Origin of the sequence: Bacillus seohaeanensis (assembly GCF_042684945.1) — a bacterium.
Lineage (GTDB): Bacteria > Bacillota > Bacilli > Bacillales > Bacillaceae_B > Rossellomorea > Rossellomorea seohaeanensis.
The window spans coordinates 1,275,190-1,289,060 of the sequence record NZ_JBHUMF010000031.1 but is presented as its reverse complement, the minus strand read 5'-3'; the positions used below and the strand labels follow the sequence as shown (position 1 = coordinate 1,289,060).

11 protein-coding genes are annotated in these 13,871 nt (G+C 37.3%); all 11 read left to right on the top strand.

Annotation, left to right across the window (positions count from 1 at the left end):
- Position 1: 1 nt before the first annotated feature.
- The 11 genes from ACFSUL_RS19480 to ACFSUL_RS19430 all read left to right on the top strand — a co-directional run bounded on the left by ACFSUL_RS19480 (position 2) and on the right by ACFSUL_RS19430 (position 13,786).
- Complete coding sequence (locus ACFSUL_RS19480; RefSeq protein WP_377937656.1) at positions 2-2,194, top strand: penicillin-binding protein; 2,193 nt, start codon at positions 2-4, stop codon at positions 2,192-2,194.
- Between the two features lie 314 nt (positions 2,195-2,508).
- Positions 2,509-4,386, top strand: coding sequence for a stage V sporulation protein D (locus ACFSUL_RS19475; protein WP_377937791.1), 1,878 nt, complete (start codon positions 2,509-2,511; stop codon positions 4,384-4,386).
- A gap of 317 nt (positions 4,387-4,703) precedes the next feature.
- The gene (locus ACFSUL_RS19470) at positions 4,704-6,167 is read left to right on the top strand and encodes a UDP-N-acetylmuramoyl-L-alanyl-D-glutamate--2,6-diaminopimelate ligase (RefSeq protein ID WP_377937654.1); all 1,464 of its coding nucleotides are present in this window, start codon (positions 4,704-4,706) and stop codon (positions 6,165-6,167) included.
- A 98-nt stretch (positions 6,168-6,265) separates the two neighbouring features.
- Positions 6,266-6,502 (top strand): hypothetical protein, encoded by a 237-nt coding sequence (locus ACFSUL_RS19465; protein ID WP_377937652.1) that lies wholly within the window; start codon positions 6,266-6,268, stop codon positions 6,500-6,502.
- A 2-nt stretch (positions 6,503-6,504) separates the two neighbouring features.
- Positions 6,505-7,479, top strand: coding sequence for a phospho-N-acetylmuramoyl-pentapeptide-transferase (gene mraY / locus ACFSUL_RS19460; protein WP_377937650.1), 975 nt, complete (start codon positions 6,505-6,507; stop codon positions 7,477-7,479).
- A 1-nt stretch (position 7,480) separates the two neighbouring features.
- The gene (murD, locus tag ACFSUL_RS19455; RefSeq protein ID WP_377937648.1) at positions 7,481-8,833 is read left to right on the top strand and encodes a UDP-N-acetylmuramoyl-L-alanine--D-glutamate ligase; all 1,353 of its coding nucleotides are present in this window, start codon (positions 7,481-7,483) and stop codon (positions 8,831-8,833) included.
- A 473-nt stretch (positions 8,834-9,306) separates the two neighbouring features.
- On the top strand, positions 9,307-10,407 hold the full coding sequence (spoVE, locus tag ACFSUL_RS19450; protein ID WP_377937646.1) for a stage V sporulation protein E: 1,101 nt from the start codon (positions 9,307-9,309) through the stop codon (positions 10,405-10,407).
- 732 nt (positions 10,408-11,139) lie between these two features.
- Positions 11,140-11,925, top strand: coding sequence for a cell division protein FtsQ/DivIB (locus tag ACFSUL_RS19445; RefSeq protein ID WP_377937644.1), 786 nt, complete (start codon positions 11,140-11,142; stop codon positions 11,923-11,925).
- Entirely contained in the window at positions 11,900-12,610 is a 711-nt protein-coding gene (locus ACFSUL_RS19440) for a DUF881 domain-containing protein (protein WP_377937642.1), read from the top strand. The genes ACFSUL_RS19445 and ACFSUL_RS19440 overlap by 26 nt, the downstream gene beginning before the upstream one ends.
- Positions 12,611-12,747: 137 nt before the next feature.
- Entirely contained in the window at positions 12,748-13,422 is a 675-nt protein-coding gene (locus ACFSUL_RS19435) for a DUF881 domain-containing protein (protein ID WP_377937789.1), read from the top strand.
- A gap of 1 nt (position 13,423) precedes the next feature.
- Positions 13,424-13,786, top strand: coding sequence for a small basic family protein (locus tag ACFSUL_RS19430; protein ID WP_071412908.1), 363 nt, complete (start codon positions 13,424-13,426; stop codon positions 13,784-13,786).
- Positions 13,787-13,871: the final 85 nt, after the last annotated feature.

Sequence of the window (13,871 nt, the reverse complement as noted above, 5' to 3'; positions counted from 1 at the left end):
CATGACAAAAAAAAGGCCAGGAATGAATATTGGGGCAGCCGTGCTTTTTGCATTTTTCGGCCTGCTCTTTTTTGTATTAATCGTCAGGATTGTAACGATTCAAGTGACAGGTGAAGCGGAAGGGAAAGCTCTTGCTTCCCAAGCCGCAAAAAAATATATAAAAAGTGGGATATTAGAGGCCAAACGTGGGACAATTTATGATGAAAAAGGTGAAGTAATTTCAGAAGATACTTCCGCTTATACATTAGTGGCCATTTTAGATTCTTCTATCACTTCTGATCCGAAAAATCCTAAACATGTAACGGATCCGGATAAAACTGCCAGTGTACTCTCTAAGTATATAGATTTGTCAAAAAGTGAAATCTATGAAAGGTTAACTATTGAAGGAGACCCATTTCAAGTTGAGTTCGGAAGTGCAGGGAGAGATCTTACCCACCAGTTAATGCAGAAAATAAGCAAGGAGGAACTACCGGGAATTACATTTAGAAAAGAATCAAAAAGATTTTACCCTAATGGGACATTCGCTTCCCATCTAATCGGATTCGCTCAAAAAGAAACTTTAGATAATGGAAATACAAAAACAATTGGAAAAATGGGGATTGAAAAGAGTTTAAATGAATTTCTAAGTGGTACTGATGGGAAAATTCAATATAAAAGCGATGTTTGGGGATACCTTCTACCTAATACAGAGGAGCATGTAACTCCACCGAAAAATGGAAACGATGTCTATTTAACAATAAATAAAAAAATCCAAACATTTTTAGAAGAGGCAATGAATGAAGTAGCGAGAGATTATAAACCTAAAAAAATGTTTGCTATTGTCGCAGATCCTAAAACAGGAAAAATTTTAGCAATGGCTGAACGACCTACCTTTCACCCTGATACACGGGAAGGGTTAGATGGGAATTGGCGAAACATGATTGTGGAGGATACTTATGAGCCGGGTTCCACATTTAAATCTTTTTCGTTAGCTGCAGCTGTTGACAGTGGTGTTTTTGATCCTAATGGTTATTATGAATCAGGAACATATGATGTATTGGGAACGCTTATAAGAGATCATAATTATGGAAATGGTTGGGGAACAATCACTTACCTTGAAGGAGTCCAGCGCTCCTCTAATGTTGCTTTTGCGAAACTTCTTGAAAAAATCGGAGAAGAGGAATTCAAAGACTACCTGGAACGCTTCGGATTTGGGGAGACAACCGATGTCGGACTGCCAAATGAAGCGAGTGGGAAAATTCTTTACCATTATCCGATTGAGAAAGTGACGACAATATTTGGACAAGGTACTACAGTAACCCCTTTGCAAATGATTCAAGCAGAGACAGCGATTGCGAATGACGGGAAAATGATGAAGCCGTATGTTATTGATAAAATAGTAGATTCGAATTCTGATAAAGTAGTAAAACAAACAAAACCGGAAGTGGCAGGAAATCCTATATCAGCTGAAGCGGCTAAGAAAGTTCGTGAATACTTGGCGACAACTGTAACAAGTGATGTCGGAACAGGGAGACCATTTGCGATTGAAGGGTACGATGTTGCTGGAAAATCGGGAACTGCTCAAATACCAGGAGAAAATGGACAATATATGTATGGAAGAGAAAATTATTTATTTTCCTTTATCGGTATGGCACCTAAAGATGATCCGCAATTAATTGTGTATGTTGGTGTGCAGCAACCCGAGCTTCCTGTTACGGAAATCGGATCGGTCCCGGTATCTAAAGTATTTAATCCTGTTATGCAAAACAGCTTAAAATATTTAAATATTAAACCGGAAAAAAAGGTTGACCTAAAAAAACTAGAAATGTCAGACCTTAGTGGAGAAAAGGTTAGTGAGGCTGTAGAAAACCTTCAAAAGAAAGGATTAGAGCCTGTCATCATTGGGAATGGCTCTACCATTAAAAAGCAGCTGCCCGCAGCCGGGGAAGAGGTTTTAGAAGGAGAAAAAGTAATGCTCCGTACGGAAGGACAGTTGACAGTACCTGATATGAAGGGATGGTCTGTGCGAGATGTATTTAAAGTCGCCAGTGTTGCGAACCTAAAATTGAATAAAGTCGGTAATGGATATGTTTCTAGTCAGAATCTTCGTCCGAATTCTCCTGTTAAAGAAAATGAGCTGCTTGTTGTTAACTTTAAAGCACCTGATGCACCTGAAGAAAAACCTATAGAAAATGAATCGATGCCTCAGGATTAAAAACACGATAAGTGCCTGCTTTCTCTCACTAAATTAAATATAGTATCTGCTCGTAGCATAAGTACTATATACAATGAGAGAGTTGTCAGGCGCTTTCTTTTTGTTCCGCAACAACTGGCGGTAGGCCTTCATTAGCCACCGTCAGTAATAGATGCGCTTTAGAAGGTGAAATAACTTCTAATGTATACAGGGGTGCAAGGGGGAAAACAAACACATATCAGTGACTGTACAAGCATATAATGGAACGAGCCATATAAGGGGAGGTTCCATTTGTGAAGCGAGTTTCTAATGTTACAGTAAGAAAAAGGTTAGTGATGTCGTTAATCGTTGGGGTAATGATTTTTGCGGTAATTGATATTAGGTTAGGGTATGTCCAATTCTTTCTTGGTGATTGGCTGACGAGCGGTGCTAAAGATCTATGGAGTCGAAATATACCTTTTGAACCAGAAAGAGGAAAGATTTTAGACCGCAATGGTGAGGAGCTAGCAACTAATCAGAGTGCTCCGACTGTTTTTGTTGTTCCGAGACAAATAACAGATCCTTCTACTACTGCGGAAAAACTAGCATCAGTTCTTAATATTTCTGTAGAAAAAGCATATAAATATGTAACGAAGCAAGCAATGAATGTTCGAATAAATGAAGCAAGAAAAATTTCCTATGATAAAGCAAAAGAAGTGCGTGATTTAAACTTAAAAGGAGTCTATATTGGGGAAGATTCGAAACGATATTACCCTAATGGAAGTTATTTATCTCATGTATTAGGATTTGCTGGAATCGATAATCAGGGACTGATGGGGCTTGAGCTTTCCTATGATGAAGAATTAAGTGGAGAAAAAGGGTCTGTGAAATTTTTCTCTGATGCAAAAGGGAAGAGAATGCCAGAGATGGCAGACGATTTCGAAGCACCAGAGGATGGGTACGATTTGAAATTGACGATTGATAGTAAAATCCAAACGATAGTGGAAAGGGAATTAGATAATGCCCAAGCAAAGTATAACCCGGAAGGAATAATTGCTATAGCAATGAACCCAAATAATGGAGAAATATTAGCAATGTCGTCAAGACCGACGTTCGACCCAGCAAATTTTAGAAATGTATCTCAAGAGATTTATAATCGTAACTTGCCAATATGGAGTACGTATGAGCCTGGTTCGACATTTAAAATCATTACACTTGCAGCAGCGTTAGAAGAAAATAAAGTAGATTTGTATAAAGAAAAATTCCATGATCCAGGGCATATTGAGGTAGGCGGTTCCACTTTGCATTGTTGGAAAAGGGGAGGGCATGGAACGCAAACATTTTTAGAAGTAGTTCAAAATTCATGTAACCCAGGGTTTGTGGAGCTTGGCCAAAGACTTGGAAAAGAAAAGCTATTTCAGTACATTAAAGATTTTGGATTTGGTAAAAAGACAGGTATTGATCTTCAAGGAGAAGGAAAGGGAATACTTTTTAATTTAGACCGTGTCGGGCCAGTTGAACAGGCAACTACAGCCTTTGGGCAAGGGGTGGCTGTAACGCCAATTCAACAAGTTGCCGCTGTGTCAGCTGCAGTAAATGGTGGAACGCTTTATAAACCGTATATTGCAAAAGAATTAGTAGATCCTGAAACAGGCGAAGTGATAATGAGGAAAACACCTCAGGCAAAGGAAAATGTAATATCAGAAGAAACATCTAAACAAATTCGGACAGCATTAGAAAGTGTCGTTGCACAAGGGTCAGGTGGAAAAGCGTTTGTTGATGGTTATCGTGTAGGAGGGAAAACGGGAACAGCGCAAAAAGCGAAAGATGGAAAATATTTAGAAAATAATCATATTGTATCTTTCATGGGAGTAGCACCTGCAGATGACCCGCAAATAGTCGTATATTTGGCTCTTGATAACCCAAAAGGAACTATTCAATTTGGTGGTGTTGTAGCAGCACCTATAGCAGGAAATATTATTGAAGACAGCCTTCAAGCTATGGGGGTTCCAAAGCGAACAGGGCAAATAGAAAAAGAGATGAAATGGGACGACATACCTATGGTTGAAACGCCTGAGTTAATCGGATTAACAAAAAGAGAGCTTCAACAGCAACTAGTAAATCTGAACTTAGATGTAAGTGGAAGTGGAAACAAGGTAGTTAGTCAGTCACCTGATCCGGGTGTGAAAATAAAAGAAGGCTCGACCGTTAGGGTCTACCTCGAGGAAGAATAGGCTACTAGTTCGGTATACACGGACATATACGACTAGATAGTGTGAAAATGCGTAGGGCAGGGTGATTAAGTGTTTTCTCCCTGCCCTTTTCATTAGGTTGGTAAAATGGATTGGTTTTTAACCTGCGTTAACAGGCAGTCCCCCGACTTTTAAGCTTAGAAGAATCGAAGAAGTTTAGAGTAGGATTAACAATTAGCTGGGAGTGGAAGAAACTCCCACTAATTGAACTTTATCTAATTTAAAAGGTTGATAGCTTTCGAGCTGATTTTTTTGTAAAATATAAAATGGTTGCTTTCTACGCCTAAGGAGTTGAAAAGATGAGATTGCGCACTTTGCTGAAGGCATTGCCGTTTTTTACTATACAAGGTGATGGAAATCCTAATATTTCAAACCTAGCTAACCATCATAAAAAGGTAGGATATGGAGATCTATTTATTTGTATAAAGGGGCTTGATATAGATAGTCATACGCTTGTAAAGGAAGCTGAAGAAAACGGAGCAGTTGCTGTTATTTCAGAAAAACCTTTAGATGCCGTTAATATTCCTGTTGTAGTAGTACCCGATACAAAGCGTGCAATGGCTATACTTGCAGATTATTTTTATGGGCAGCCGTCTCATCAATTATTATTAGTTGGTGTTACAGGTACAAATGGAAAAACGACTACCACACACTTGATTGAAAATATTTTTTCCTGTTATGGAAAAAAGACAGGTTCAATTGGTACATTGCATATTAAAATGGGAGAGGAGCTTGAACCGAGTCAAAATACGACTCCAGACAGCTTAACTTTACAGCAGACATTTAAACGTTTTATTGATAAAGATATAAATGCAGCTGTTATGGAAGTTTCTTCCCATGCATTAGACCAAGGGAGAGTAAATGGATGTGACTATAATATTGCTGTTTTTACGAATCTTTCTCAGGATCATTTAGACTATCACGAAACAATGGAAGAGTACCGAAGTGCAAAGAGCTTGTTGTTTGCAGGCTTAGGGAATATTTATAGCAAAAAATCCCCAAAGTATGCTGTAATTAATCTAGACGATCCTAATGCACACTATTTTATTCGCTCAACAGCAGCCCATGTTTTTACATATGGGTTAAGCTCGGAAGCACACTTTCATGCGAGAGATTTAGTGTTAACAGCAGGTGGATCATCTTTTACACTCGTTACTCCTTTTGGAGAAAAGAGTGTATCAACTAAGCTTGCTGGGAAATTCAATGTTTATAATGCACTTGCAGCAATCACGACAGCATATGCTGCAGGTATCCCGTTAGAGAAGTCAATTGAATACTTACAAGAGATACAAGGTGTAAGAGGTAGGTTTGAGACAGTTGGAGAAGGACAAAATTTTTCTGTTATTGTTGATTATGCTCATACTCCTGATGGTCTTCAAAATGTATTGCAGACAATAAGGTCTATTTCAACAGGAAATATATTTGTTGTTGTGGGGTGCGGTGGTGACCGTGATAAATTGAAAAGACCGATTATGGCTAAGATTGCATGTCAATATGGGGACTATGCAATTTTTACATCTGACAATCCTCGTACTGAAAATCCTAGTAGTATACTTACGGATATGGAAGCTGGAGTGGTAGGTGATAAGTATGAATTGATTGAAGATCGAAAAGAAGCAATACACCAAGCCTTAAGAAAAGCGGGGAAGGGCGATGTTGTTCTAATTGCAGGAAAGGGTCATGAAACATATCAAATCATCGGAAATAATATTCTAGAGTTTGATGATAGCGCTGTGGCTAGACAAATTTTAAAAGAACTATAAAAATTCCTATAGCAAGAGGGGAAAAAAGGGTTTCAAGGGAATGGAAGTCTTATAAGCGACATAGTCTACCTAGTTTATATAGTGGGTAGTGGTGTTATATGTTAATGAAAAATGTGGACCGTTATTTTCCTCGGACTTTTGAACATCTTCTAATAGGGATAAACATTCTTGCAATGAATAAACTATTACATTTAAAAATGAAACTAGAAAAGTGGGAAATGATAAACATGTATAAAATTTGTTACAAAGGTATTATTGAAAATATGACGAATAAAGATGATAAGGCTCGTAGACAGAAATGTAACAGCACAGATATTAGCGGTGGGGGGGAATAAACATGATGGAACAAGTTATCTTTTTTACAATATTAATGGGGTTTTTAATCACTGTAATTCTTTCACCTTTGTTTATTCCTTTCTTGAGACGTTTAAAATTTGGGCAAAGTATCCGTGATGAGGGACCACAGTCCCACCAAAAAAAATCTGGTACTCCGACAATGGGAGGGATAGTCTTTCTTCTTTCCATTGTGATTACAACCTTTGTTATGACAGGGAAGTTTTCTGAAGTAAGTGTAGAAACATACTTATTGCTGCTCGTAACGGTAGGATTTGGATTGCTAGGCTTTTTAGATGATTTTATTAAAGTAGTAATGAAAAGGAATCTTGGATTAACTTCTAAACAAAAGCTTTTGGGTCAAATTGTAATATCTGTTATATTCTATTTAATTTTTAAACAAAATGATTTCTCTACTTCGGTATCAATCCCTTTAACAGATATATCAATTGATTTAGGTTTCTTTTATATTTTATTTATTATTTTTTGGCTAGTTGGTTTTTCTAATGCTGTCAATTTGACAGATGGTTTAGACGGACTAGTATCAGGAACTGCTGCGATTGCTTTTGGTGCTCTTGCAGTCTTAGCGTGGAATCAATCACAATATGATGTATCGATTTTTGCAGTAGCGGTTGTAGGAGCTGTTCTAGGCTTTTTAGTATTTAATGCACACCCTGCAAAAGTGTTTATGGGTGATACAGGTTCACTAGCATTAGGTGGAGCAATTGCTACCGTAGCAATACTTTCTAAACTGGAAATAATTTTAATATTAATCGGTGGAGTCTTTGTTATTGAAACTTTATCCGTTATTTTACAAGTAATTTCATTTAAAACAACTGGAAAACGGATTTTTCGCATGAGCCCGCTTCATCATCATTATGAACTTGTAGGCTGGTCTGAATGGAAAGTGGTTGTCACATTTTGGACGGTAGGCTTACTATTTGCTGTATTAGGAATCTATATCGAGGTGTGGTTATAAATTGAAAAATATTACAACATATCAACATAAAAAAGTATTGGTACTAGGTTTGGCAAAAAGCGGTGTTAGTGCCGCATCTCTTTTACATAAGCTTGGAGCTTTTGTGACAGTAAATGATTATAAACCGTTAGCAGAGAATCCAGAAGCCCAAGGGTTGCTTCAACAAGGTATTAAAGTAATATGTGGTGGGCATCCAATTGAGTTACTGGATGAAGGATTCCAATATATTATTAAAAACCCTGGAATTCCATACGATAACCCTTTAGTAGCTGGTGCTATTAAAAAAGGAATACCCGTATTAACGGAAGTAGAGTTAGCTTATCAAATCTCGGAAGCTGATATTATCGGTATTACGGGGACAAACGGGAAAACGACCACAACGACACTTCTTTATGAAATACTGTCGGCTGGAAATCAAAATCCACTTATAGCAGGAAATATCGGAACCGTAGCTTCAGAGGTCGCGCAAAAAGCTTCGGAACACGAAAAAATGGTAGTGGAATTATCCTCTTTCCAATTAATGGGGATAGAAGACTTTACCCCTCATGTTGCTATTATTACTAATTTATATGAGGCACATCTTGATTATCATGGTACGATTGAGGATTATTGGGAAGCCAAAGTAAATATAACCAAAAACCAATCGGAAAAGGATTACTTAATAGTAAATGCAGATCAAGAACATTTAGTTGAAATGACGGCTAAAACTAACGCACAAATTATTTTCTTTTCTACATCAAAAGTGCTCCATTCTGGTGCTTATATTAATAACGGGTATATCTACTTTAATAACGAAAGAATCATTAATTTAGGGTCAATTGTTTTACCTGGTGCACACAATTTGGAAAATATACTATGTGCGGTAGCTGCAGCAAAGATTTATAATGTCTCAAACGATGCAATTATTGAAGTACTAACAACCTTCAAAGGGGTAAAACATCGAACACAATTCGTAAGAGAATGGAATGGAAGAAGGTTTTATAATGATTCGAAGGCAACAAATAGTTTAGCAACTAAAAGTGCACTAAATGCTTTCGAAGAGCCAATTGTCTTACTGGCAGGAGGGCTTGATAGAGGGAATGATTTTGATGACCTCATTCCGTTCTTGAAAAATGTAAAATGTTTAGTAACATTCGGTGAAACGGCGAATAAGTTGAAGTCTACTGCAGAGTTAGCAGGGATATCTTTTATTTATCATGTCGATAATGTAGAGAAGGCCGTTCCCGTTGCGTACACCCATTCCGAAAAAGGTGATGTCATCTTGTTATCACCAGCTTGTGCAAGTTGGGATCAATATCGCACTTTTGAAGAACGAGGTGACATTTTTATAGAAGCTGTGCATAAACTTAAGTAGGAGCTTGTCTTAAGTGAGCAAACAGAAAGAAAAGCGGAAGCGGCTTGGTCAGCCTCGACAAGCGTAAGACGAGCATCTCGGGAAGGCGTTTTTTGCCTTTTTGAGATGATTGGCTTATGCCCTCGAGAGGCTAGCCGCTGGAGCTAGACAAAGAAAAGCGGAAGCGGCTCGTTCAGAGGTGACAAGCATAAGGCGAGCATCCCGGAAGGCGCTTTTTGGCTTATGCCTCGAGCCCCTAGCCGCTAGAACCAGACAACAGTTTACTTAACAACTAGAAGCAGTAGTGGTGGAGAAAAGGTTCATAAAAAGCATTGTGTAATAGTGATGTCTTTTTATGATTATTAGAGAAACTTTTATTGAAGGATTAGCTAGTTTCTGTAACACCCATCACTCGATTGAACACAAACATCTTAGGTTTTTAGACAACATGTTTGCTCGTAACGGCTCAAATAAGTCTACCCGAGGTGTTTTAGTTGCCTTTAAAAAAATCAACGCCAGATTTCATTTTAATTATTATCACATTATTATTGCTTACTGTCGGACTAATAATGGTATATAGTGCAAGTGCTGTATGGGCTGATTATAAGTTTGATGATTCATTTTATTTTGCAAAAAGACAACTTCTTTTTGCAGGAGTCGGTATTGTTGCGATGTTTTTTATTATGAATGTTGATTATTGGACATGGAGAACATGGGCCAAAGTGATTGTTATCATCTGTTTTGTCCTTTTAGTCTTAGTTTTAATTCCCGGAATAGGTGTGCTTCGAAATGGTTCAAGAAGTTGGATTGGGATTGGGGCATTTTCGATTCAGCCATCAGAATTTATGAAATTGGCCATGATTGCATTTTTAGCAAAGTACCTTTCAGAACGGCAGAAGTATATTACTTCCTTTAATAAAGGTGTTTTACCTGCATTGCTTCTTGTATTTATAGCTTTTGGCATGATTATGCTCCAGCCCGATTTAGGGACAGGGACTGTAATGGTCGGGACTTGTATTGTAATGATTTTTATCTCTGGAGCAAGAATTCGCCATTTTGTTGGTCTGGGATTACTTGGACTAGCAGGATTTGTGGGCCTTGTAGCATCTGCACCATATAGAATCAAGCGTATTACATCTTTCTTAGACCCATGGGAGGATCCTTTAAATAGTGGATTTCAAATAATTCAGTCACTGTATGCAATTGGACCGGGTGGGTTATTTGGATTAGGTCTTGGACAGAGCAGGCAAAAGTTTTTCTATTTACCAGAACCCCAAAATGATTTCATCTTCGCTATTTTAGCGGAAGAGCTAGGTTTTATAGGTGGAAGCTTCGTTTTACTGTTGTTTGCTCTTCTTTTATGGAGGGGAATTAGAATTGCACTAGGTGCACCGGATTTATATGGAAGTTTCCTAGCAGTAGGTATTGTCTCGATGATTGCAATTCAAGTAATGATAAATGTGGGTGTTGTCACTGGATTAATGCCTGTTACGGGGATAACCCTTCCTTTCCTAAGTTACGGAGGCTCTTCTTTGACACTTATGTTAATGGCAGTGGGTGTTTTGCTTAATGTGAGTAGGTATTCTCGAGGGTAGGAAATAGAAAGGTCAGACTGGTTGGGGAGTACACCCTTTTTTGTCTGATCTTTTTTTTGGTTAAAAATATAAAGGTTATTTTCGTAAAGTTCGTTGTTTGTGGAAAATGGACCGTTCCTTTCCGCTAGAGCTAGACACCCGTTCCGTCTACCGAGGTCTCGACTTTTTCTCTATATCCTGCAGGAGTCCAGTGCCTTCCTCTTCAATCCACTCTGTGCTTTCAACTGTTGTTAAAAGCAACAATTTTTTAGAAAAAAGTTAATATAAAAGGCGAAAATGTAGTGTGTACCACAATAAGGAAATAGTTTTCAGATGTTTTTTTTGTGATTTATAGGAGATTAGTTCTAGAAATGGTAGTATAATAATTAGGCAAAGTTTAATGGCCTTTTACAATTCAGCATCCTTTATTACTGTTTAGCACCAGGTTATTTACAATTTGATAACATCGGTTTTCTTACATAACGAATCTGTTTAAAATATAAGATTGTTGGGAATTAAATAAGATGCCCTTATATTCTCTACATAAGCTTGCCAATCTTTTTTTGTTTTTAGTAGTGATTGCTTTTATCTAAACTCGAAGCAATTAATAACAAATTGTGACGAATGGCGGAAAATATTAGCTCTTCCTCTTTTAACATCTTTTCCCTTCATATAAAATAGAATTAACGAATTCTGCTGAGTATGAACAAGTAATGTTGCTCACCAGAAAGATATGTGTCATGGGGGGACGAAATGAAGAAGAAAAAAGTCGTTTCCATAGAAGAACGAATTCCGAAATTAAAGCAGCATCGGAAAAAGAAAGCTAATCGAAGACTCATTTTACTGCTTTCTTTCTTTATTGTGCTAATCTTATCTGTGGTTTATTTTCAATCACCACTCAGTCATGTTCAAAACATCGATGTGGAAGGAAATGAGCTTCTTTCAGAGAAAAGGGTTATTAAGCAAAGTGATATTAGTAAAGATATGAATATTTGGAGTGTTAGTAAAGACCAAACAGTAGATAAGCTTGAAAAACTTCCTGAAGTCAAAAGTGCGAAAGTAGCAATCTCTTTTCCTAACTCAATAAACATCCAAATTGAAGAATTTCAAAAAGAAGCTTATTTAGTTAAAAAAAATAAATTCTTTGTGATTTTAAGTAATGGAAAAGTGTTAGGTCAAGGTACAGATTCTATTCCTGTGGATGCGCCACTACTAGTTGGATTTAAAGAGAATGATGTTCTTGCCAATATGATGGAAGAACTTACGGCACTACCTAAAGAAGTCCAACATCTTATCTCAGAAATTCAGTTGGTCCCGAAAAAGACGGATCCTCTTCATATCTCGCTTTATATGAACGATGGTTTTGAAGTAAGTGCTACTATTCGTACTTTTTCAGAAAAAATGGTTCATTACCCCTCTATCGCCAGTCAGTTGGATCCTTCCAAAAAAGGGATTATAGATCTTGAAGTAGGATCCTACTTCAGAGCATATGAAACGGAAGGTGAACAAGAAAATGAAACGGTTGAAGGTGAGGAGTAAACAAGTCGTTCTTTCACTTGTTTGTCTAGTTTTAGGGTTTATCCTTGCTTTTTCCTACAGTTTAGCAAACAAAGAAGAGGAAACAGGCAATAGCCTTACCGATAGACAATGGAGGCAAGAAGAAGCATTGCGTGACCAGATTCTGAGACAACAACAAGAGAATAACAAACTTCAAGATGACTTATATGAAAAACAAGAAAAAATGGTAGAAATAGAAGAAGGTCTGGCGAAAGAAGAGCAAGTGCTATTTAACCTAGCTGAGGACGCGGAAAAGTATCGTATGTTTCTAGGGAAAATGAAGGTGAAAGGACCGGGAATAAAAGTTAATTTAGCTGATGCAAATTATAAACCAAGTGAAGAAAATGCTAACAACTATATCGTACATGAACATCATGTATTTAAAGTGATCAATGAATTGTATATTGCAGGGGCATCGGCTGTAGCAATCAATGGGCAGCGCTTAAAGCATAACTCCTATATTAAGTGTACAGGCCCCGTTATTGTAGTAGATGGTGTGGAGTATCCTGCCCCTTTTGAAATTTCTGCAATTGGTGACGCAGACGTATTGGCTTCAGCAATGAACATCATAGGTGGTGTAAAAGAGCAGCTCGTAAATGATAATATTTTATTTTCTTTAGAAAAGAAAAAGGAGATAGTATTAGAGCCAATTATTGGTGAATCCTAGCATTTTCATAGATGTACGATGTCTCTTTTATTCCAATTTTTTCAAAATGTTGAAATGAAGGAAGGGGATAGAAAGTAAGGTGAAATGGAGTGAATAATAAAATAAGCTTCTTTTTGATTACGATTATCATCGGGTTTATGGTAGCAATTCAATTCCAGACAGTTAAAGAGCCCGTTGTTCGTGATACAAGGGACATTTGGGAATTGAGGGAAGCTCTCGTTAAAGAAAAAGAGCTTCGTTCTAATTTATACCAAGAGATGCGTTCTGTTGAAATGAAGCTTGAACAATATGAAAAAGAGAAGCAGACTAGTCCTGAAGGGGCATTAACGGAAACATTGGAAGAACTTAAAAAAGAAGCGGGGCTAACAGATAAAACGGGTCCGGGAATTATTTTAACGATCGAACCAGCATTAGAAGAAGTTTTGCTGGGGGAAAAAGTACATAATGTTTCGCCTGACTTGCTTGAAAGGCTTGTAAATGAATTAAACAGTTATGAAGCAACAGACATTTCAATCAGTGGACAACGGCTGATTAATACATCTGTTATCCGTGATATAAATGGGGAAACAAAAGTGAACGGCATTTCAATAAAGAAAGTACCTTTTGAAGTGAGGGTACTTACTAAGGACCTTCAGACGGCGGAAAAATTGTACAATCGTATGTCTGTTTCTCAATCGGTGGAGGACTTTTTTATAGATAATCTACGTGTATCTATTTCAAAACCTCAAGAAAAAATAACAGTTCCGGCATACAAAGAAACAATTCGCGTTAAACAAATGGAACCTGTTAAGGAAAAAGGAGGAAATGAATAAGATGTGGCTGCCCATATTAGGGTTGATTCTGGGGATTATTTTAGGTCTCCTCACCGATATAAGAATTCCAGATGAATATTCGAATTACTTATCTATTGCGGTATTAGCAGCCCTTGATACATTATTTGGTGGTATACGCGCCCACCTTCAAAATATTTACGACGATAAAGTATTTGTTTCAGGTTTCTTTTTTAATATATTATTAGCTGCAAGTTTAGCTTTTCTAGGTGTCCATCTTGGTGTAGACTTGTATCTAGCAGCTGTTTTTGCCTTCGGTGTAAGATTATTTCAGAATATTGCTGTAATTAGAAGGATTTTAATTAACAACTGGACGATAAATAGTGAAAAAAGGGAAAAAAATTAAAAAATTAAAAGGGAATTATTTTCATAACGACGAATAACAATATGTAAGATATACTAGAATACATGCTTTTAGTTGTTGTTCGAAC